Raw genomic sequence first — 19,517 nt, 5'->3', positions numbered from 1 at the left:
GAACGATGGATGCTGCGACGCCGCGCGACACCGCAATCCAGAGGACACCGTGGAGGAGAACCCGTGAGCGCCCCCTCCCTTCCTCCCGTGACCGTCATCGTGCCCACGTTCAACGAGCGCGACAACGTCGCCGAGCTCGTCGCCCGCACCTCGGCCGCGCTCGCCGGGATCACGGCCGAGATCCTGTTCATCGACGACAGCGCCGACGACACGATCGACGAGATCGCCCGCGTCGGGGCGTCGGCGACCCTGGCCGTGCGCGGCATCCACCGAGACCGCAACACGGGCGGGCTCGGTGGCGCGGTCGCGCTGGGTCTCGCCGAGGCCGCTCACGATGTGTGCATCGTCATGGACGGCGATCTGCAGCATCCGCCCGAGCTGCTGCGTGCCATGCTCACGCGCTACGCGGAGGGCGGGGTCGATGTCGTCGCCGCCTCGCGCTACGTCGGCGGGGGCGACTCGGCAGGCCTCGGCACGGCCGTGCGCTACGGGGTGTCGAAGGCGGCGACCGCCGTCACCAAGGCGATGTTCCTGCGGCGCCTGTGGCACAGCACGGATCCGATGACCGGGTTCTTCCTCATCGATCGCTCGCACATCGAACTCGACGAGCTGCGGCCGCAGGGATTCAAGATCCTGCTCGAGATCCTCGTGCGCGGCGGCGAGCGGCGCGAGCTGCGCATCGCCGAGGTGCCTCTGGAGTTCGGCGCACGTCGGCACGGCGACTCGAAGGCGAGCCTGCGGCAGGGCGCGACGTTCCTCGCCCACCTGGCCCGTCTGCGGTTCGGCAAGATGGGCCGCTTCGCCCTGATCGGCGGGATCGGCGCGGTCGTGAACATCGGCATCATGTGGGCGCTCACCCACCTCGGCGTCGACTACGTGCTGGCCGCGATCGTCGGCGCGGCCGTCACGATCGTCGGCAACTTCGTGCTGCAGGAGCTGTTCGTCTTCCGTGACGACCGCCAGGACGCTCCGCGGCTGTGGGTGCGCTTCGCGGCATCCGTCTCGTTCAACTCCATCGAGGCGGCGCTGCGCATCCCGCTGATGGCGCTGATGGTCGAGACCTGGCACATCTCCAGCGTGATCGCCACGGCGATCTCGCTGGTGGTCGCCTTCTTCGCGCGGTTCCTGTTCCACGCATTGGTCGTGTACGCGCCCCGCCGGCGGTCGGATGCCACGGACGAGCCGCCCGCTGACACCGCGGCGCTGCGGGTCATGCGCGCCATCGATGCCGAGGCGATGCGGCCGGGAGAGCTCTGAGGGTCAGACGCTGTCGGCCGTCGCGGCGTCGTCGTCCGGGGTGTCCGACTGCTCGTCGTGACCGATGCTGCGGGCTTCGAGGTACGAGCACAGCTCGGCGGCGACCGCGAGCTCGCTGGCGAGGGAGTGCAGCTGGTGGCTGTTGAGGATGGTGTTCTCGTCGCTCGGCTCGAGCGTGACGTTCCACCGCGCCTCGCCGATCTGGATCGGCTGCATGAAGATGCTGACGGAGGAGTTCTTCACCGGCACGATGACGAGCCCGGTGTCGGAGCCGTCCGAGCCGTCCTGGATGATGACCCGGATGAGGTCTCCCGCCTCGCGCGCGGAGCGGAACTCCTCGAGCCAGGTCTCCAGCGTCTCCTTGCTTCGAAAAGTCACAGATGTCCTCCGTTTGCTGCGTCTGGCGGTCTTGTGGACCGCCTGGATCCCCTTGTCCTCTCCTATCATGACTTATGCGGGTAGCTCGGGCGCTCGCTGAAGGAGCGAGTGTGGCGGAATCACAGGCAGACGGCTATTGGTACGACCAGCGGAGCGAGCGTGAGCGCGCGCGGGAGGTGCTCGAGGCTCTCCGCACGTACCGCGCAGCCGAGCGTGCCATGCGGCGACGCACCCGCGATGAGATGTCGATGGGCGAGAACGAGCTGCTCGCGTTGCGCTACCTGTTCCGTCAGCCCGGCCACACCGCGCAGCCGTCCGCCCTCGTCGCCTACCTCGGCATCTCGCCGGCGGCGACGTCGGTTCTGATCGATCGGCTCGAGCAGTCGGGTCACGTGCAGCGCGAGGTGGACGCGGCCGGATCGCCGACCGCGGTCCGCGCCACCGCGCACGCCGACGAGGACGTGCGTCAGACCCTCGGTCGCATGCACGGGCTGATGTATTCGGTGGCGGCGGGGATGGATGCTCAGGCTCAGGCGAACGTCACCGGGTTCCTCCGCGCGATGACCGACGCGGTCGACGGGGTCGAGCCCGCGGCCGCGGGGCAGTACCGGCAGGGCTGAGGCCGGTCGCTCGACCCGAGCCCGATCCTCCCGGTCGTTGTCAACCCCATTCTGCGGCGCGCGTGCGCTTGGGATTCTTGACGTCAGGCAGGCCGGACGGTCCGCCCTATCGAAGGGAGCAAGAGATGACCATCGGCACTGGAGTCGTTCTGTTCGTCATCGGAGCGATCCTCGCTTTCGCACTCAACATCGACGTCGGCTGGGCTGACCTCACCATGATCGGCTACATCCTGATGGGTGCGGGTGTCGTCGCGTTCATCGTCGGGCTGCTGCTGATGGCACGTCGGCGTCGTACCGACGTGGTCACGCGCACGGACGCCGCTCCCGGCGCGTACGAGACGCGTCGCACCACGCGCGCGGCTGGAGACGACGAGGTCTTCTGACCGGAGGAACGTTCGCGCCCGGGTCCCGAGTGAGGCCCGGGCGCGAACTCTGTCTGCAGTGGTCTGACCGGCGCGGTCCGACTGGCGGACCGGATCAGGGAACGATGACGAGCTTGCCGCGGGTGTGACCGGCCTGGTTGGCACGGAAGGCGTCTGCCACCCTGTCGAGCGGGAACGTCTCGGAGATCTCGACTCTCAGGTGCCCCTCCTGCGCGAGGTCTGCGAGGCGGGCGGTCTGCGTGCCATCGGGGCGCACCCAGATGTAGCGGCCACCGTGCTGCATCACCGAGGGATCGGCCGTCGAGGCATGCGCCCCGCCCTCGCCGAGCACGTCGAGGGTCACGTCGAGCTGCCCGCCCACGAAGTCCGCGACAGCATCGACGGGCCCGCCGGCGAGCCCGCGCACGCGTTCGGCCAGTCCTTCGCCGTACGTGGTCGGCTCTCCGCCCAGCGAGCGGATGTAGTCGTGGTTGCGCTCGGATGCTGTGCCGATGATCTTCGCGCCTCGGGTCGCGGCGATCTGCACGGCGAAGCCGCCCACGCCGCCGGCGGCGCCGTGGATCAGCACGGTGCGTCCGGTCAGGTCGCCGAGGGCGTCGATCGCCCGCAGCGCGGTGCCACCGGCGAGGGGGAGGGCACCTGCCTCCTCCCAGGAGAGAGCGGCCGGCTTGCGTGCCACAGCCGAGACCGGAACGGCCACGCGCTCCGCGAACGTGCCCGCGCTCACGGTGTCTTTGCGTGCGTAGGCCATGACCTCGTCGCCGACCGCGAATTCGGGGGTGTCCATCCCGACGGCGACGACGACACCCGCCACGTCCCACCCCGGGATCACCGGGAACTGCGTGGGCAGCAGAGCGTCGAGCCCGCCCCCCATGACCTTCCAGTCGACCGGGTTGACCCCGGCGGCGCGCACCTCGATGAGCACCGCCGCGGGCGGCAGCTTCGGGTCGGGCATCTCGCGCACCTCGAGGGTGTCGAGATCCTTCGAGTACCGGTCGTACACGACGGCGCGCATGATGCCTCCTCGGAGTGGGTGCGAATGGCATCCACTCTTTCATGCGACGCGGGGCCGTGCTCGAGATCCGTGCGGGGCTTACAGCCCCTGCCCCGCATCCCACAGCCGCTCGGTGCGGCCGGCGAGCAGCGCGTCGAGCGAGATCGCCTGGGCGTCGGTGAGCGAGGCGACGTAGTCGATGATGCCGCGACCCCGACCGAGCATCTCGACGCCAGGGCCGTCTGCGCCGCTCCCGCCGAGGCGGCGATGGTCGTCGGTGGCCAGGTCGACGAGGTCGATCAGGCGGCGGGGCGCACGGCGGGCGTCACGCGGATCATCGAGCCACGCGGTGAACCCGTCGACGAGACGCTCGAGCACGCTGGCCTGACCGCGCTGATAGACCGCGAGGTCGGGTCGCTCGAGGATGAACCGCTCGTGCAGGAACTTCAGCACTGTCACCTCGTGCCATGCCTGGCGGTTGAGGCTGACGTGCCCGGAGCGGATGTCGGGATGCCGGTGGACCTCGATAGACGACTGCAGCCGGGCGATCCACGCGGTGGTGAACCGCGCGAGTGCGCGCTCGCTGGCGAGCGATCCGTCGAAGGGCTCGGCGACGAGGCCGTCGATCACCTCGGACGACACCTTGGCGACGGCTTCGCTGAACGCGTCGGGGTCGGCGATCCAGCTGTCCTTGACCTGCATCCGGCGCCACACCAGCTCGAGGGAATGACCGGGCGTGCGCGTGTCGGACGCGAGAGTCGAATACTCCGCCGCGCGCAGCTGGGCGAGGTTGCGACGCCACGATCGGAACTCGGCCGACAGGGTCGCCGGGTTCAGCAGCCCGGCGCGGTAGAAGTCGTCGAGGTCGTGCAGGGAGTACGCGATGTCGTCGGAGAGGTCCATGATCGAGCACTCGACGGTCTGCTGCCCAGCGGCGATCGCCGGGTATGCGGAGAGCGCCTGACGGGCATCCGGTTCGTCGATGGCGTAGAAGCTGAACTTGCTGCCGCCGCCGCGTCGCGGCCCGCCCTCGCCACGCAGCCAGGGGTACTTGAGCACCGCGGCGCGCACGGCGGCGGTGAGGTTGAGGCCGACGCCGGGCCGGTCGTGCTCGTCGAGACGGGTGAGGATGCGGTAGGTCTGCGCATTGCCCTCGAAGCCCTCGGCGAGACCGAAGCGGGAGCGCGCGAGGCGGTCGAGCGTCTGCTCGCCGAGATGTCCGAACGGCGGATGCCCGAGGTCGTGCGCCGCGGCGGCCGCCTGCACCACCACGGGGTGTGCGCCGCCGAGCTCGCCGACGATCCGGTTCGCCTCGTCGGTGCGCGTCGAGAGGTGGGTCGCGATGGCCCGCGCAACCGCCGCGACCTTGATCGAGTGCGTGAGCCGGTTGTGCACGGCGAGGCCGGCGCCCGCCTGCGAGATGACCTGCGTGACGGCCGAGAGGCGCGAGTAGTACGGCGAGAAGCGGATGCGCTCGACGTCGACACGGAACTGCGGGTGCCCTTCCGCCCGCTGGAACTCGTCGAGCGTCTCGGGCAGTCGTCGCGTCTGGCGGGGATCATCCGGCTGCTGGGGCATGGATGTCAGTGTGCCACGCGCCCGTGTGACGGTCGGCGGAATATCCGCCCGCTCGACGGGTTGTGTCCGATATGACGACTCTCGGAATCATCGGCGCAGGACACATCGGCAGCCAGATCGCTCGAGCAGCGATCGGCGCAGGCTATGACATCGTGATCGCGAACTCCCGCGGGCCGGAGACCCTCACGGATCTCGTCGCCGAGCTCGGCGACAGCGCCCGCGCGGCGACCGCGGAGGAGGCCGGCGCGGCCGGTGACGTCGTGGTTGTGACCGTGCCGCTGCATGCTCTGAAGCAGATCCCCGTCGAACCCCTCGCCGGGAAGATCGTGCTCGACACCAACAACTACTACTTCGAGCGGGACGGCCACATCGACGCTCTCGACCGGGGACTGACCACGACCTCCGAGATGCTGCAGGAGCACCTGCCGACGTCTCGCGTCGCGAAGGCGTTCAACCACATCCAGGCCGAGCAGATCACCGCAGGCGGCATGCCCGCCGGCACCCCGAATCGTCGAGCGCTGGCGACGGCGAGTGACCATGCCGATGCCGCGGAGTTCGTGACCCACCTGTACGACCAGCTGGGATTCGACACGGTCAACATCGGCCCACTGAGCGAGTCGTGGCGCGTCGAACGAGACCGCCCGGCATACGTCGTGCGGCAGAACGCCGAGGAGCTGACTCAGAATCTGGCGATCGCCAACCGGCTGCCCTGATGACCGCGAAGACGATCGTGCTGACGGGTGCCAGCGATGGCATCGGCGCCGCAGCATCGCGCACGCTGGTCGCTGACGGGCACACGGTCGTCCTCGTCGGGCGCTCGCCGCAGAAGACTGCAGCGCTGGCCGGCGAGCTCGACGCCGAGTACTTCACCGCGGACTTCGCGGACCTGTCTCAGGTGCGCGCGCTGGCAGGTGAGCTGAAGCGCGCCCACCCGCGCATCGACGTCCTCGTCAACAACGCCGGTGGCATCTTCGGCGACAGGACCAGAACAGTCGATGGCTTCGAGAAGACGCTGCAGGTGAACCATCTCGCGCCGTTCCTGCTCACGAACCTCCTCCTCCACACTCTGTTCGCGAGCAGCGCGTCGATCGTCAACACCTCCAGTGCCGCCGCGCGCCTGTTCGGATCGATCGACATCGACGACCTGAACAACGAGCGGGACTACTCGCCGAACAAGGCGTACGGCGACGCGAAACTCTGCAACATCCTCTTCACCAAGGAGCTCGAGCGTCGTTTCGGCCGCCGTGGTCTGTCGGCCGTCGCCTTCCACCCCGGCATCGTGCGCACGAGCTTCGCCTCGGACACCACGAGCGTGATGCGGTTCCTGTACCAGACGCCTCTGGCGCGCCTCATGGGTCTTCTCAGCCCCGAAAAGGGCGCCCGACCTCTGGTGTGGTTGGCAGAGGGTGATCCCGGTACGGACTGGGTGCCTGGCGAGTACTACGAGAAGCACGGGGTGGCGGCGACCAGTCCGCAGGCGTCCGACGAGCAGCTCGCCTCCCTGCTGTGGCGTCGCAGCGCGGAATACGTCGGATTGCCGGACGACGCCTCACCAGGGCAAAGCAAAACCCCCGCCATGTAGAAGCTAGGCGAGGGTTTCTGGGCTAATTGTAATGATCAGCCGTGTGGCTCCGACCGGCATCGATCCGGTGACCTTTCGATTTTCAGTCGAACGCTCTACCAACTGAGCTACAGAGCCGTGCGGCACATCATGATCTGCCGCACCCTAGACGAAGAGCCTCCTCGAAAGAAGGCTCAACGCTCGGAGCGACCCTGACGGGACTTGAACCCGCGACCTCCGCCGTGACAGGGCGGCACGCTAACCAACTGCGCTACAGGGCCATAACTTTTAAATTGTATCGGAAGAGTGACCCCAACGGGATTCGAACCCGTGCTACCGCCGTGAAAGGGCGGCGTCCTAGGCCGCTAAACGATGGGGCCGAAGAGATTCCCGGGGGTTTCCCTTGCCGACGCTCAAGCATAAGGGCTGTCGGCGGCAAAAACGAAATCGAGGGCGCGTCGGCTTACATCCCGGGCGTTTCGGGAGGACGATGGGGTGAGAAGAGGCACGCCTCGCGCCTCCGCGCGCCGTCGCGGAAGAGCCGGCACCTGGTGTGACTGTGACGAATGTTGTTACTGTTACAGCTGTGAATCCGGCGGAAGGAGCCGAGTGAACGAGGACATTGCTGCGGATGCCCGATCCGCAGGGGCCGACTGTGGGTGCGCCCCGACGCCCGCGGAACGCGAGGCCCTCTGGTCACGCTCGAAGCTCACCCGCCGCGGCGCACTGACCGTCGGTGCACTGAGTGCCATCGCCCTGTCGGCATTCGGCGTCTCGGCGACCACGCAGGGCGCCCAGGCCGCCGACTACCCCAGCTGGGACGACGTGCAGCGCGCGAAGGCCAACGAAGCGGCCAAGGCGTCTGAGATCACGCGCATCGAGGCGCTGATCAAGCAGCTCACCGATCAAGCCGCAGCCGCGGAGGCCGCTGCCCGCAAGGCCGGTGAGGAGTTCTACGCGGCACAGCAGGCGTACTTCGACCAGGCGGCCAAGGCGGACGATCTGCAGGCGCAGGCCGACGAGCAGGCCGAGATCGCCGCCGACAGTGCCCGCAAGGCCGGTCAGGTGGCCAACCAGCTCTACCGCAGCGGTGGCGACGAAGCCGCGCTCGAGCTCTTCCTCTCCGAGTCCTCCAACGGGGCCGACGACCTCCTCGCGCGCCTCGGCAGCATGGACAAGCTCGTCGAGTACAACCGCACGGTCGCCGAGCGCGCGGCATCGGCTCGAGACACCGCTCAGTCGCTCAGCAACCAGGCATCCACCGCGCGCGACGAGCGCGACCGGCTGCAGAAGATCGCCGAAGAGAAGATGCAGGCGGCCCAGCGCGCCGCCGACGCGGCGCAGGCCGCGCTCCAAGAGCGCCAGTCCAACCTCGTGACACTGCAGGCCCAGCTCGCCGCGCTGAAGGACAACACCACCGCGACGGTCGCCGGCTACCAGGAGGGCGAGCGTATCCGCAAGGCAGAGGAGGCGCGCCGTCGGGCCGAGGAGGCCGAGCGTCAGCGACGCGCCGCCGAAGAGGCCGCCAAGAACAACCAAGCCAGCGGCGGCGGCGGCGGCGGAAGCAGCAGCGGGGGTGGCGGCGGAAGCGGCGGCGGCGGCGGTGGAGCCGGGTCCGGTGCGTGGCGACGCCCGCACGGCGGGTACATCTCGTCGCACTACGGTCCGCGACCGCCGGTGTGCACGGGCGGCGTCTGCCGCTCGACCAACCACGGCGGCACCGACTTCGCGAACGGCTGCGGCGCGCCGATCTACGCGGCAGCGAGCGGCCGAGTGGACGCCGCGTTCTACAACGGCGGATTCGGCAACTGGGTGCGCATCCAGCACGGCAACGGCGTCGCGACCAGCTACGCGCACATGTCGGGCTACGCGGTCTCGTACGGCCAGCAGGTCAGCGCCGGTCAGGTCGTCGGATACGCCGGCAACACCGGCGCCTCCCAGGGATGCCACCTGCACTTCGAGGTGTACATCAACGGCGGCCGCACCAACCCTTACAACTTCCTGGCCGCCCGCGGCGCGATCTGACCCGCACAGCACCGAGAACGACAGAACCCCCGACCGACAGGCCGGGGGTTCTGCTGCAGATGCGGGGTGCGCGGGTCAGTGACCGTCGTTCGCGAAGCGCTCGATGGCCTCGTCGAGGATGCGCTGCGCCTCGGCGGCGTCGCCCCACGCGTCGACCTTGACCCACTTGTTGGGCTCGAGGTCCTTGTAGTGCTCGAAGAAGTGCGCGATCTCCTTCTTGGTGTACTCGGGCAGGTCGTCGATGTCCTGGATGTGCGCCCAGCGCGGGTCCTTCGACAGCACGGCGACGAGCTTGTCGTCGCCGCCGGCCTCGTCGCTCATCTTGAGCACGGCGACGGGGCGCACGTTCACGACGACGCCCGGGTAGATCGCGTGGTCGAGCAGCACGAGCACGTCGAGCGGGTCGCCGTCCTCGCCGAGCGTGTTGTCGAAGTAGCCGTAGTCGGCCGGGTAGCCGAAGGTGGTGTACAGGACGCGGTCGAGGTGGACGCGACCGGTCTCGTGGTCTACCTCGTACTTCACGCGGCTTCCGCGCGGGATCTCGATGACGGCGTCGTGTGCGCCCATGTGCTGTTCTCCTTGGATCGACGGTGTCGAAAGACGGGTGGATGCGCAGACCAGCCTACTCGGGCGACGTTCTCGTGACATGTGACCGCAGCTAGCCTGGACGCGTGCCCTCGCTCGATCCCGCCGTCGCCGAAATCCGCCGTGCCGTCCGTGCCGCGCTCGCGCCCCTCGGCGCTGCCCCCGTCGTCGTCGGTCTCTCCGGCGGGGCGGACTCCCTCGCGCTGACCGCAGCCACCGTCTTCGAAGCGCGGAAGCTCGGCCACAGCGTGGTGGCCGCGATCGTCGACCATGGCCTGCAGCCCGGGTCGGATGCCGTCGCCGCCCGCGTCGCCGACCGGGCTCGTGAACTGGGGGCGGATGCCGTCGTGCTGCCCGTGCGGGTCGATGCCGGGCATCCGGACGGGCCGGAGGCCGCCGCCCGCGCGGCGCGGCACACGGCGCTCGCGCGGTGCGCCGCCGACCGCGGTGCGACGGCCGTGCTGCTGGGACACACCCTCGACGACCAGGCGGAGACCGTGCTGCTCGGCCTCGCTCGCGGCTCGGGAGCCGCGAGCCTGCAGGGCATGGCGGCGGTGCGCACCGGCGATGACGGGATGCGGTGGATCCGGCCGCTGCTCGCGGTGCGCCGCGTCACCACGCGCGCGTTCTGCGCGGCATCCGGACTCGAGGTCTGGGACGACCCGCACAACCTCGATGACAGGTACGCCCGCGTGCGCACCCGCAACCGGGTGCTGCCGGTGCTCGAGGCCGAGCTCGGCCCCGGAATCGCCGAGGCGCTGGCACGCACCGCGGAGCAGCTGCGCGAAGACGCCGAGGCGTTCGACGAGATGATCCACGAGACCATCGAAGACATCGTCGAGCATGCCGAAGCGGGCATCTCCGTGAGCGTCGCGGCGCTCGCCGCGAACCCGGCGGCGCTGCGCAATCGCGTCATCCGCCTCGTCGTCGACAGCGAGTTCGGGGTCAGCCTGACGCGGTCGCAGACCCTCGAAGTGGCTCGCCTGGTGACCGACTGGTCGGGCCAGGGGCCGATCGATCTGCCCGCATGCACCGCACGACGGGCAGGCGGGCAGATCGTGTTCAGCGCGCGGTAGCTACTTGCGGCCGCCGAACAGCCCGCCGAGGATGTCGCCGAGGCCGCCGCCCAGGCCGCCGCCCGACGAGCCGCCCGAGCTGCGGTCGCCGCCGAGCAGACCGCCGAGGATGTCGCCCAGGCCGCCGCCCGAGCTGCCCTTGCTCTTGTTCGCGAGGATGCCCATGATGATCGGCGCGAGGATCGGCAGCAGCTTGCCGAAGTCGATGCCTCCGGCCGTCTTCTCGCTCTTGTTGAGCTTCTCGGCGACCTCGCCCTTGCGCTCGCCGAAGACGTGCGTGACGATCTTCTCGCCGTCGGCCTGGTCGACGTCGTCGACCGACGAGGCGCCGGCGAAGCCGCCGTGCCGGTTCAGCGCCTTCTCGATGGCGGCCGAGCCCTCGCCGCTCTCAGCATTCTTCGCCAGACCGCCGAGCAGCGTCGCGCCGCCCTCATGCACCGCCTGCCGCGCCACCTCGGGGCTGACGCCGAAGCGCTTCGCGATGTCATCGACCGGCACCTGCTTCAGGATCTCATCGACGTTCATGTCTTCCCTCCACGCAGGACGGATGCCCCGCTTCACCGCTCACAGTAGTGCGGAAGCGCCTGTCGATCGACCTAAGATCTATGCATGCGCGCTGCCGACATCCAGGACGACCTGACCGACATCCTCGTCACCGAGGAGGAGATCCACGCGAAGCTCGAGGAGCTCGCGGCGCAGGTGGCCACCGACTACTCCGGCAAGGACCTCCTGCTGGTCGGCGTCCTCAAGGGGGCGGTGATGGTCATGGCGGACTTCTCGCGCCGGCTGCCGATGAACGCGTCGATGGACTGGATGGCCGTCTCGAGCTACGGGGCGAGCACCAAATCGAGCGGCGTGGTGCAGATCCGCAAGGATCTCGACACCGACCTGCACGGCAAGCACGTGCTCATCGTGGAGGACATCATCGACTCGGGCCTGACGCTGAGCTGGCTGCTCGAGAACTTCGAGTCGCGCGGCGCCGAGTCGATCGAGGTGCTCGCACTGCTGCGCAAGCCCGAGGCGGCGAAGGTGCAGATCGACTGCAAGTACGTCGGGTTCGACATCCCGAACGAGTTCGTCGTCGGGTACGGCCTCGACTACGCCGAGAGCTATCGCAACCTGCGCGATGTCGCCGTGCTGGCGCCGCACGTCTACAGCTGACCGCACGCGCCTGGCGCGGGTACGCCCGTGGTGAACGTTCAGCGGACGCCTGAGTGCCGAGCGGTACGCTGAACGCATCATGGACGTCAAGAAGGTCTCCCGCAATCCGCTGATCTACGTCGCGTTGATCGGCGCGCTGCTCTTCGCCGGTTTCCTGCTGATCTCGAACCTTTCGGCGCCCACGCAGGTGACCGTGCAGCAGGGTCTCGAGCTGCTCGACGGCGACACCGTGACGAAGGTGGTCAACACCGACGGCGACCAGCGGGTCGACCTCACGCTCTCGAAGGAGTTCGAGGGTGCGAAGAACGTGCAGTTCTACTACGTCGAGGCGCGCGCCGACCAGGTCGTGGAGGCCATCGACGCCGCCGAGATCAAGGCGAAGGACGCCAGCGACGTGGTGCCACGGGCGACCTGGTTCGACGGCTTCATCTCGCTGCTGCTTCCGCTCGTGCTGCTGGGCCTGCTGTTCTGGTGGCTGCTCTCGTCGATGCAGGGCGGCGGCAGCAAGGTGATGCAGTTCGGCAAGTCAAAAGCCAAGCTCGTCAGCAAGGAGACCCCGACCGTCACCTTCGGCGACGTCGCCGGGGCGGAAGAGGCCATCGAGGAGCTGCACGAGATCAAGGAGTTCCTCCAGGATCCGGCCAAGTTCCAGGCCATCGGCGCGCGCATCCCGAAGGGCGTGCTGCTGTACGGCCCTCCCGGAACCGGAAAGACGCTGCTCGCCCGCGCCGTGGCCGGCGAGGCCGGTGCACCCTTCTACTCGATCTCCGGTTCGGACTTCGTGGAGATGTTCGTCGGCGTCGGAGCCTCCCGCGTGCGCGACCTGTTCACCCAGGCCAAGGAGAACGCTCCCGCCATCATCTTCATCGACGAGATCGACGCCGTCGGCCGTCACCGCGGTGCCGGCATGGGCGGCGGCAACGACGAGCGCGAGCAGACGCTGAACCAGATGCTCGTCGAGATGGACGGCTTCGACCCCAACGCGAACGTCATCGTCATCGCGGCGACCAACCGCCCCGACATCCTCGACCCCGCTCTGCTGCGCCCCGGTCGCTTCGACCGCCAGATCGGCGTCGACGCCCCCGACATGAAGGGTCGCCAGCAGATCCTCGAGGTGCACGCCAAGGGCAAGCCGCTCGCGCAGTCGGTCGACCTCGAGGTCGTCGCACGCAAGACCCCCGGCTTCACCGGTGCGGATCTCGCGAATGTGCTGAACGAGGCGGCCCTGCTGACCGCGCGCTCGAACGCGCAGCTGATCGACAACCGCGCGCTCGACGAGGCGATCGACCGCGTGATCGCCGGCCCGCAGCGCCGCACCCGGGTCATGAAGGACAAGGAGAAGCTCATCACGGCGTACCACGAGGGCGGCCACGCCCTCGCCGCGGCGGCGATGAACTACACCGACCCGGTGACGAAGATCACGATCCTGCCGCGCGGCAAGGCACTCGGCTACACGATGGTCATGCCGCTGGATGACAAGTACTCCGTGACCCGCAACGAGCTGCAGGACCAGCTGACCTACGCCATGGGCGGTCGCGTCGCCGAGGAGCTCGTCTTCCACGACCCGACCACCGGCGCCTCGAACGACATCGAGAAGGCGACCAGCATCGCCCGCAAGATGGTCATCGAGTACGGCATGACCACCCAGCTCGGCCCGGTCAAGCTCGGCTCCGAGGGCGGCGAGCCGTTCGCCGGTCGTGACATGGGGCGCGGTCGCGAGTACTCCGAGACGGTCGCCGAGCGCGTCGACGCCGAGGTGCGCGCGCTGATCGAGCAGGCGCACAACGAGGCGTACAAGGTGATCAGCGAGAACCGCGACATCCTCGACCGCCTCGCCCTGGCGCTGCTCGAGGAGGAGACCCTCGACCACAACCGGATCGCCGAGATCTTCACCGAGGTGCGCAAGCTCCCGGAGCGCCCGCAGTGGCTCTCGAGCGAGGAGCGCCCGGTGTCGACGCTGCCGCCCATCGCCGTGCCCCGCCGCGTCGAGGAGGGCGTGGCCGCGCAGACCGCGCAGACCGCCGGCTCGGCTCGCACGTCGAGCGCACCCGCGACCGGCGGGCAGGCCCGACCGGCGACGGCGTGACGTGAGCGTCGACAGGGCGCGCGTCGAGCGGCTCACCCGCGAACTGCTCGAGGCGATCGGCGAGGACCCGGATCGGCCGGGTCTCACGCAGACCCCGAGCCGCATGGCCGAGCTGTACGGTGAGTTCTTCGCCGGCGTCGGCGAGGACCCGGCGTCGCACCTCGCGCGCACCATCAGCGTCTCGCGAGGGCCGGCGCCGGACACCCTGCCCTCCGGGGCGGTGCTGATGCGCGACATCCGCTTCCGCTCGGTGTGCGAGCATCACCTGCTGCCCTTCGCCGGAGTCGCGCACATCGCCTATCTGCCCGGTGAGCAGGTGGTCGGCCTGGGTGCGCTGGTGAAGGTCGTCGAGACTCTCGCGACCCGTCCGCAGGTGCAGGAGCGGCTCGGCGAGCAGGTGGCGGATGCCATCGCCGAGAATCTCGACACCCGCGGCGTGCTCGTCGTGCTCGACGCCTCGCACGGATGCGTGACCATGCGCGGCGGGCGACAGCCGCTGGCGACCACGGTGACCATCGCGGCACGCGGCGCGTTCACCGATCCGGCCGCCCGCGCCGAGCTCATCGCCCTGATCAGCGCACCGCCCGCAGGCTCAGGTGTCCAGGGCGCCGGAGGCCACGGATGACGGGCATCTGGGGCATCCTGAACATCACTCCCGACTCGTTCAGCGATGGCGGCCGCTACGTCGAGCTCGACATCGCCGTCGCGCGCGCTCGCGCGATGCGCGCGCAGGGAGCCAGCATCATCGACGTGGGCGGCGAGTCCACCCGGCCCGGTGCGGAGCGCATCGGCAGCGCCGAGGAGCAGCGCCGTGTGCTTCCGGTGATCGAGGCGCTCACCGCCCACGGCATCCCCACGTCGATCGACACGCTCAACGCCGACACCGCAGCCGCAGCCGTCCGCGCCGGGGCGCGCATCGTGAACGACGTGTCCGGTGGCCTCGCCGACGACGAGATGCTCAGGACGGCGGCCGATCTGGATGCCGACATCGCCATCGGCCATTGGCGCGGACCGTCGACGGACATGTACGCCCGCGCGCAGTATGCGCGGATCGCCCGCGAGGTCGCATCCGAGCTGCGGGAGCGGGTCACGGCGGCTGCCGTCGCCGGCATCGCGCCGTCGCGGGTCATCCTCGACCCCGGCATCGGCTTCGCGAAGTCGGGCGAGCAGAACTGGGAGGTGCTGCGCGGGCTGGACGAGGTCATCGCCCTCGGGCACCGCGTGCTGGTCGGCACGTCGCGCAAGCGCTTCCTGGCCGAGACCCTCGACGGTGAGCCCGACCAGTCGCGCCGTGACCTCGCCACCGCCGTGACGAGCGCACTCGCCGCACGCGCCGGAGCGTGGGCGGTGCGGGTGCACGATGTGGGCGCGACTCGGGATGCACTGGCCGTGGCGAGCGCGTGGGATGGAGCCTGACATGGACGAACTCGACGAGATCACCCTCACCGGGCTGACCGTCTTCGGCTATCACGGCGTCTTCGACTTCGAGCGTCGGCAGGGCCAGGAGTTCACGGTCGACCTCACGCTGCAGCTGTCGCTCGTCGCGGCGGCCGCGTCGGATGACGTCGCCGACACCGTGCACTACGGCGAGCTGGCAGACACCGTCGCGGCGATCGTCGCCGGCGAACCGGTGAACCTGATCGAGACCCTCGCGAATCGCATCGCGGATGCTGCGCTGGAGGATGCGCGCGTGCAGAACGTGGTGGTCACGGTGCACAAGCCGAGCGCGCCGATCGAGCAGAGCTTCGCCGACGTGTCGGTCACCGTCCGCCGGGGGCGACCGTGATGGATCGCCGTCTCACGCACCTGCCCGCACCGCCCGACCCGCGGCCGGGCCGGCTGCCTCAGGTCGCGGTGATCGCGCTCGGATCCAACGAGGGCGACCGCGGTGAGATGCTGCGTGCCGCCGCGGACCGACTGCGTCGTCTGCCGCTGGTCGACGACCTCGTGATGTCGGAGCCCATCGAGACGGTCGCGGTGAAACCCGACGGACCCGACCCCGACGCGCCACCCTACCTCAACGCCGTCGCACTGATGACGACTCGCCTTGCACCGCAGGTGCTGCTCGGCATGCTGCACGCGGTGGAGGAGGAGCAGGGTCGGGTGCGGCTCGAGCGCTGGGGCGACCGCACGCTCGACCTCGACCTGATCGCCTACGGTGACCTCGCCAGCGACACCCCGCACCTGCAGGTGCCGCATCCGCGCGCTGCCGAACGGCTCTTCGTGCTGGAGCCCTGGCTCAGCATCGACCCCGACGCGGTGCTCCCCGGCGCGGGCCGAGTCGACGAGCTGGTGCGCAGACTGCGATCGTCGGACGACCGATGAAGCGCACCTCGGCCGCGTCGCTTCTCCTGCTCGCGCTGCTGTCTACCGGCGCCGGCTTCGCGTTCGACCACATGCTCACCGTCACCGGACGCGCGACCTTCACCCCGTCCGGCTTCCTCCCGGTGCTGCTCGTGCTCATCGCGATCGCCGTGCTGCTGCTCGCCGTGCCGGTGCGGCGCAGCACCCGCGGCGGTCGGCGTATCGATCCGTTCCGGGCGCTGCGCGCCGCCACCCTGGCGCGAGCGTCGAGTCTGCTCGGAGCGATCCTCGCCGGTTTCGGGGCCGGCCTGCTGCTCTACCTCTCCACCCGCCCGGTGCCCGCGCCGGTAGGGTCGGTGGTAGCGATGATCGCCCTCATCATCTGCGCAGCGCTGCTGGTCGGGGTGGCCCTCATCGCGGAACAGTTCTGCACCCTGCCGAAGGATCCTGATGAGCGACAGCCAGACGAACCCGCCTCGTGAGCCGAGCCTCGAACGTCCGGCTCCCGCAGCGGCCGACGTGCTCGACGAGGGCACGTACTCGGGCATCCGCATCCCGCGCGGCAGCGGAGCCCTCGCGCTCGACGGGACCTGGCACCAGATCTCACCGCGCTACGTGACCTCGCAGCTGGTGCAGAACGCGATCATCATCGTGATCGTCGCGATCGCTGCGGCCATCGCCGCCGTCGTTCTCGAGATGACGTGGGTCTGGATCCCCGCGGGCGCTCTCATCGCGATCGACGTCATCACGCTCGCGATCCTGCCCCGGCAGGCGAAGGCGCTCGGCTACATGCTCCGCCCCGACGACATCGTCTTCCGCCGCGGCATCCTGTGGCAGCGGATGGTGGCCGTGCCGTACGGGCGGATGCAGCTCGTCGACATCACGCAGGGGCCTCTCGACCGCGTCTTCGGGCTCTCGCAGCTGAAGATGGTCACCGCCGCGGCCGCCACCGGCGTGCAGATCCCTGGTCTGACACAGGCGGCAGCCGAGGCGCTGCGCGACACCCTCATCGAGGTCGCCGAGACGCGACGGACCGGTCTGTGAGCATCCCGGAGCAGCACCCCACGGCGCCCGGCGCCCTGCCCCAGGGCGGGTCGTCGTCGCTCGCCGACGGCGAGTGGCACCGGATGCATCCGCTCACCCCCCTGTTCAAGGGGGGACTCGCGCTGCTCGTGGTGGCGGGCATCATCATCACCAACATGCGCGACAAGGTGATCGACTGGGCCGTTCGGCTCTTCGCTCCCGACTCGGGCTTCCGCGCCAGCGGCGGCGACCCCGTCGACTGGGTCCTCGAGAACGACCTCGTGCTGCTCGCGCTGCTGGCCGTGCTCGGACTGGTCGTGCTGCTCATCGCCGTGTTCTGGTTCCTCTGGCGGTTCCAGCAGTTCCGGATCACGGGCGAGCACGTCGAGGTGCGCAAGGGGCTGCTGTTCCGGTCGCACCGCCGCGCACCGCTGGATCGGGTGCAGGGCGTGAACCTCACCCGCCCGTTCCCCGCGCGCCTGATCGGGCTGGCCAAGCTCGAGGTCGTCGGCGCCGGCAACGACGCGAACGTGCCCCTCGAATACCTCTCCACCGGAGTCGCGGAGGCGGTGCGCGCCGACATCCTGCGGCTGGCCGCCGGCGCCCGCAGCGCTCGACTCGTGGCATCCGGAGCGACGCCGCCGCAGACGGCCCGCGAGGCGATCATCGGGTCGATGAACGCGGGTGTGACGGGTCTGATCGAAGGGGTCGATCTTGCCGACATCGAACCCGAGAGCGTGGTCAAGATCCCCACCGGGCGGCTGATCGGCTCGCAGCTCGTCTCGGCGGTGCTGTGGCTGCTCTTCTTCGGCGGCATCTACGTCGTCTCCGTCGTCGCGATGTTCCTCGGGATGAGCGGCGACGGCGAGGATCCCGCCGAGATCGCGCTTCTGACGCTCGGCGTCAGCCTGGGCGTCGGCATCCCGCTCATCATCGCCGTGGTCGGCATCACCTGGGCGCAGATCTCGAAGTCGCTGCGCTATTCGATCGCGTCGACCCCGGACGGCGTGCGCATCACCTTCGGCCTGCTGACGACGGTCACCGAGACACTGCCGCCGGGGCGGATCTTCGCGGTCGAGGTGTCGCAGTCCCTGCTGTGGCGCCCGTTCGGCTGGTGGACGGTGAAGATCAACCGCATGACGGGCAAGAGCGCCGCGCAGCAGACATCCGGCAGCGCGCAGCAGTTCAACATCGTGCTGCCGGTCGGTCGCCGCGCAGACGTGGAGCGGGTCCTCGGACTGGTTCTGCCCGGCATCACCCCGGCCGAGATCGCGGAGATGTGGGAGGACGGCGTGGTCGGTCCAGGGGCTGACGATCCGTACCGGACCATCCCGGCGCGGGCGGCCTGGCGCCGCCCGCTGTCGTGGAAGCGGCACGGATACCGCCTCACCGAGCACGCGGTGCTGGTGCGCCGAGGGTTCCTGTGGCGACGCCTCGCCGTGTTCCCCCTCGCGCGGCTGCAGAGCCTGTCGATCTCGCAGGGGCCGATCGACCGACTGCAGCGGGTCTCGCACGGGCAGATCCATTCGGTCGCGGGACCCGTCACCGGCACGATGTCGGGTCTCGAGCGCGACGACGCGATCGCGCTGCTCGACGGCGTCAGCCGGGCGGCCGCGCTCGCCGCTTCGGCCGACCGCACCCATCGCTGGGCCGAGCACGTGACCGACGCGGTGCGCGCCGACGGTCAGGCGGTGCGCGCCGACGGTCAGGCGGTGCGCGCCGACGGTCAGGCGGTGCGCGCCGACGGCGAGGCGGTCCCGCCGCCCGGATGGGTGCAGCGATGACGCGCGAGGGGCGCCTGGGCATCGGCATCATCGGCGCGGGCCGCGTCGGCCCGATCATCGGAGCCGCGCTCGCCGGCGCCGGCCACGCGATCACCGGCATCACCTCCGGCTCGGACGACGACCGAGCGGCCGCCGTCCTGCCCGGCGTGCCCGTGCTGGATGCGCTGGAGGTGACGCGGCGCAGCGAGCTCGTGATCGTCGCCGTGCCGCACGCCGAGCTGCCAGGGCTCGTCAGCGGCATCGCCGAGCTCGGAGGCTGGCAGATGGGTCAGCTCGTGCTGCACACCGATCCCGCGTACGGCAGCGAGGTGCTGCGCCCGGCCGCCGAGCGCGGGGCGATCCCGCTCGCCGTGCATCCGGCCATCTCGTTCACCGGCACGACGATCGACCTGCGACAGCTGCAGGTCGCCTTCGCCGCCGTGACCGCCCCGGCGGCCGTGCTGCCGATCGCCCAGGCCCTGGCCGTGGAGATGGGCTGCGAGCCGGTCGTCATCGCCGAGCCGGATCGGCCGGCGTACGCCGAGGCGATCGCCACGGCATCCGAGTTCTCCCGCTCCATCGTGCAGCAGGCCACCGGTCTGCTGCGCGGCGTCGGGGTCGACAACCCGGGCGGCTACCTCTCGGCCCTGGTCGGCTCGACCGTCGAGCAGGCGCTGCGCGCGGCATCCGATCCGCTCGCGCCTCCTGCCGACTGAACCCTCC

At 69.9% G+C, this 19,517-nt stretch carries 22 protein-coding genes and 3 tRNA genes; 17 read left to right on the top strand and 8 right to left on the bottom strand.

Going from position 1 to position 19,517, the window contains the following annotated elements:
- Positions 1-63: 63 nt before the first annotated feature.
- The gene (locus tag H9633_RS04205; protein WP_318247189.1) at positions 64-1,257 is read left to right on the top strand and encodes a glycosyltransferase; all 1,194 of its coding nucleotides are present in this window, start codon (positions 64-66) and stop codon (positions 1,255-1,257) included.
- A 3-nt stretch (positions 1,258-1,260) separates the two neighbouring features.
- Here the strand turns inward: H9633_RS04205 and H9633_RS04200 are convergent, their stop codons facing one another.
- On the bottom strand, positions 1,261-1,635 hold the full coding sequence (locus H9633_RS04200; protein WP_071644889.1) for a hypothetical protein: 375 nt from the start codon (positions 1,633-1,635) through the stop codon (positions 1,261-1,263).
- 110 nt (positions 1,636-1,745) lie between these two features.
- Here H9633_RS04200 and H9633_RS04195 point away from each other — a divergent pair, with 110 nt between their 5' ends.
- Together H9633_RS04195 and H9633_RS04190 are read left to right on the top strand one after the other, a co-directional pair.
- Entirely contained in the window at positions 1,746-2,255 is a 510-nt protein-coding gene (locus H9633_RS04195; protein ID WP_256221167.1) for a MarR family winged helix-turn-helix transcriptional regulator, read from the top strand.
- Between the two features lie 125 nt (positions 2,256-2,380).
- A complete protein-coding gene (locus H9633_RS04190; RefSeq protein WP_071644887.1) occupies positions 2,381-2,638 on the top strand; it encodes a DUF6458 family protein in 258 nt (85 codons plus the stop codon).
- 94 nt (positions 2,639-2,732) lie between these two features.
- Here the strand turns inward: H9633_RS04190 and H9633_RS04185 are convergent, their stop codons facing one another.
- Both H9633_RS04185 and H9633_RS04180 read right to left on the bottom strand, forming a co-directional pair.
- On the bottom strand, positions 2,733-3,653 hold the full coding sequence (locus H9633_RS04185) for an NADP-dependent oxidoreductase (protein WP_191712193.1): 921 nt from the start codon (positions 3,651-3,653) through the stop codon (positions 2,733-2,735).
- Between the two features lie 78 nt (positions 3,654-3,731).
- On the bottom strand, positions 3,732-5,210 hold the full coding sequence (locus H9633_RS04180) for a deoxyguanosinetriphosphate triphosphohydrolase family protein (RefSeq protein WP_191712192.1): 1,479 nt from the start codon (positions 5,208-5,210) through the stop codon (positions 3,732-3,734).
- Between the two features lie 71 nt (positions 5,211-5,281).
- Between H9633_RS04180 and H9633_RS04175 the strand changes: the two genes are divergently transcribed.
- Positions 5,282-5,923: an NADPH-dependent F420 reductase gene (locus H9633_RS04175; RefSeq protein ID WP_071644884.1), complete on the top strand. Its 642-nt coding sequence runs from the start codon at positions 5,282-5,284 to the stop codon at positions 5,921-5,923.
- Positions 5,923-6,792, top strand: a complete 870-nt coding sequence (locus tag H9633_RS04170) for an SDR family NAD(P)-dependent oxidoreductase (RefSeq protein WP_191712191.1) — start codon at positions 5,923-5,925, stop codon at positions 6,790-6,792. The genes H9633_RS04175 and H9633_RS04170 overlap by 1 nt, the downstream gene beginning before the upstream one ends.
- 44 nt (positions 6,793-6,836) lie before the next feature.
- Here H9633_RS04170 and H9633_RS04165 read toward each other — a convergent pair.
- The 3 genes from H9633_RS04165 to H9633_RS04155 all read right to left on the bottom strand — a co-directional run bounded on the left by H9633_RS04165 (position 6,837) and on the right by H9633_RS04155 (position 7,151).
- Positions 6,837-6,909, bottom strand: a tRNA-Phe gene (locus H9633_RS04165).
- A gap of 69 nt (positions 6,910-6,978) precedes the next feature.
- A tRNA-Asp gene (locus H9633_RS04160) sits at positions 6,979-7,052 on the bottom strand.
- 26 nt (positions 7,053-7,078) lie between these two features.
- Positions 7,079-7,151: transfer RNA gene (locus H9633_RS04155), tRNA-Glu, on the bottom strand.
- Between the two features lie 229 nt (positions 7,152-7,380).
- On the opposite strand from H9633_RS04155, the gene H9633_RS04150 reads away from it, so the two are divergent.
- Entirely contained in the window at positions 7,381-8,796 is a 1,416-nt protein-coding gene (locus H9633_RS04150; RefSeq protein ID WP_191712190.1) for a peptidoglycan DD-metalloendopeptidase family protein, read from the top strand.
- 75 nt (positions 8,797-8,871) lie between these two features.
- On the opposite strand, the gene ppa is transcribed toward H9633_RS04150, so the two are convergent.
- Positions 8,872-9,363 (bottom strand): inorganic diphosphatase, encoded by a 492-nt coding sequence (ppa, locus tag H9633_RS04145; protein ID WP_071644882.1) that lies wholly within the window; start codon positions 9,361-9,363, stop codon positions 8,872-8,874.
- A 104-nt stretch (positions 9,364-9,467) separates the two neighbouring features.
- Here ppa and tilS point away from each other — a divergent pair, with 104 nt between their 5' ends.
- Positions 9,468-10,457: a tRNA lysidine(34) synthetase TilS gene (gene tilS, locus H9633_RS04140; RefSeq protein WP_191712189.1), complete on the top strand. Its 990-nt coding sequence runs from the start codon at positions 9,468-9,470 to the stop codon at positions 10,455-10,457.
- On the opposite strand, the gene H9633_RS04135 is transcribed toward tilS, so the two are convergent.
- Complete coding sequence (locus H9633_RS04135; RefSeq protein ID WP_191712188.1) at positions 10,458-10,982, bottom strand: DUF937 domain-containing protein; 525 nt, start codon at positions 10,980-10,982, stop codon at positions 10,458-10,460.
- An 84-nt stretch (positions 10,983-11,066) separates the two neighbouring features.
- Between H9633_RS04135 and hpt the strand changes: the two genes are divergently transcribed.
- The 10 genes from hpt to H9633_RS04085 all read left to right on the top strand — a co-directional run bounded on the left by hpt (position 11,067) and on the right by H9633_RS04085 (position 19,510).
- On the top strand, positions 11,067-11,618 hold the full coding sequence (hpt, locus tag H9633_RS04130) for a hypoxanthine phosphoribosyltransferase (protein WP_191712187.1): 552 nt from the start codon (positions 11,067-11,069) through the stop codon (positions 11,616-11,618).
- Between the two features lie 79 nt (positions 11,619-11,697).
- A complete protein-coding gene (gene ftsH, locus H9633_RS04125; protein WP_071644878.1) occupies positions 11,698-13,704 on the top strand; it encodes an ATP-dependent zinc metalloprotease FtsH in 2,007 nt (668 codons plus the stop codon).
- Between the two features lies 1 nt (position 13,705).
- Positions 13,706-14,329 (top strand): GTP cyclohydrolase I, encoded by a 624-nt coding sequence (gene folE, locus H9633_RS04120; RefSeq protein ID WP_191712186.1) that lies wholly within the window; start codon positions 13,706-13,708, stop codon positions 14,327-14,329.
- On the top strand, positions 14,326-15,120 hold the full coding sequence (gene folP / locus H9633_RS04115; RefSeq protein WP_191712185.1) for a dihydropteroate synthase: 795 nt from the start codon (positions 14,326-14,328) through the stop codon (positions 15,118-15,120). Before folE ends, folP begins: the two co-directional genes overlap by 4 nt.
- A 1-nt stretch (position 15,121) precedes the next feature.
- Positions 15,122-15,490 carry a dihydroneopterin aldolase gene (gene folB / locus H9633_RS04110; RefSeq protein WP_191712184.1) on the top strand — a complete coding sequence of 123 codons (369 nt, stop codon included), beginning with the start codon at positions 15,122-15,124 and terminating at the stop codon, positions 15,488-15,490.
- Positions 15,490-16,029 (top strand): 2-amino-4-hydroxy-6-hydroxymethyldihydropteridine diphosphokinase, encoded by a 540-nt coding sequence (gene folK, locus H9633_RS04105; protein ID WP_191712183.1) that lies wholly within the window; start codon positions 15,490-15,492, stop codon positions 16,027-16,029. Before folB ends, folK begins: the two co-directional genes overlap by 1 nt.
- On the top strand, positions 16,026-16,490 hold the full coding sequence (locus H9633_RS04100; RefSeq protein WP_071644873.1) for a DUF3180 domain-containing protein: 465 nt from the start codon (positions 16,026-16,028) through the stop codon (positions 16,488-16,490). Before folK ends, H9633_RS04100 begins: the two co-directional genes overlap by 4 nt.
- Positions 16,459-17,052 (top strand): PH domain-containing protein, encoded by a 594-nt coding sequence (locus H9633_RS04095; RefSeq protein WP_191712182.1) that lies wholly within the window; start codon positions 16,459-16,461, stop codon positions 17,050-17,052. Before H9633_RS04100 ends, H9633_RS04095 begins: the two co-directional genes overlap by 32 nt.
- Positions 17,049-18,815, top strand: a complete 1,767-nt coding sequence (locus H9633_RS04090) for a PH domain-containing protein (RefSeq protein ID WP_318247188.1) — start codon at positions 17,049-17,051, stop codon at positions 18,813-18,815. Before H9633_RS04095 ends, H9633_RS04090 begins: the two co-directional genes overlap by 4 nt.
- Complete coding sequence (locus tag H9633_RS04085) at positions 18,812-19,510, top strand: DUF2520 domain-containing protein (protein ID WP_191712181.1); 699 nt, start codon at positions 18,812-18,814, stop codon at positions 19,508-19,510. The genes H9633_RS04090 and H9633_RS04085 overlap by 4 nt, the downstream gene beginning before the upstream one ends.
- Positions 19,511-19,517: the final 7 nt, after the last annotated feature.

It is taken from the genome of Microbacterium commune (genome assembly GCF_014836945.1).
GTDB classification, from domain to species: domain Bacteria; phylum Actinomycetota; class Actinomycetes; order Actinomycetales; family Microbacteriaceae; genus Microbacterium; species Microbacterium commune.
This window is presented reverse-complemented; position numbering and strand designations above follow the sequence as displayed.

Bases quoted from the DNA above. Each gene is read 5' to 3' on its own strand.
- H9633_RS04190 (WP_071644887.1), top strand. From the start codon at position 2,381: ATGACCATCGGCACTGGAGTCGTTCTGTTCGTCATCGGAGCGATCCTC.
- folB (WP_191712184.1), top strand. From the start codon at position 15,122: ATGGACGAACTCGACGAGATCACCCTCACCGGGCTGACCGTCTTCGGC.
- H9633_RS04085 (WP_191712181.1), top strand. From the start codon at position 18,812: ATGACGCGCGAGGGGCGCCTGGGCATCGGCATCATCGGCGCGGGCCGC.
- H9633_RS04185 (WP_191712193.1), bottom strand. From the start codon at position 3,653: ATGCGCGCCGTCGTGTACGACCGGTACTCGAAGGATCTCGACACCCTC.
- hpt (WP_191712187.1), top strand. From the start codon at position 11,067: ATGCGCGCTGCCGACATCCAGGACGACCTGACCGACATCCTCGTCACC.
- H9633_RS04175 (WP_071644884.1), top strand. From the start codon at position 5,282: ATGACGACTCTCGGAATCATCGGCGCAGGACACATCGGCAGCCAGATC.
- ftsH (WP_071644878.1), top strand. From the start codon at position 11,698: ATGGACGTCAAGAAGGTCTCCCGCAATCCGCTGATCTACGTCGCGTTG.
- H9633_RS04095 (WP_191712182.1), top strand. From the start codon at position 16,459: ATGAGCGACAGCCAGACGAACCCGCCTCGTGAGCCGAGCCTCGAACGT.
- H9633_RS04170 (WP_191712191.1), top strand. From the start codon at position 5,923: ATGACCGCGAAGACGATCGTGCTGACGGGTGCCAGCGATGGCATCGGC.
- folP (WP_191712185.1), top strand. From the start codon at position 14,326: ATGACGGGCATCTGGGGCATCCTGAACATCACTCCCGACTCGTTCAGC.
- ppa (WP_071644882.1), bottom strand. From the start codon at position 9,363: ATGGGCGCACACGACGCCGTCATCGAGATCCCGCGCGGAAGCCGCGTG.
- H9633_RS04100 (WP_071644873.1), top strand. From the start codon at position 16,026: ATGAAGCGCACCTCGGCCGCGTCGCTTCTCCTGCTCGCGCTGCTGTCT.
- H9633_RS04135 (WP_191712188.1), bottom strand. From the start codon at position 10,982: ATGAACGTCGATGAGATCCTGAAGCAGGTGCCGGTCGATGACATCGCG.
- folK (WP_191712183.1), top strand. From the start codon at position 15,490: ATGGATCGCCGTCTCACGCACCTGCCCGCACCGCCCGACCCGCGGCCG.
- H9633_RS04180 (WP_191712192.1), bottom strand. From the start codon at position 5,210: ATGCCCCAGCAGCCGGATGATCCCCGCCAGACGCGACGACTGCCCGAG.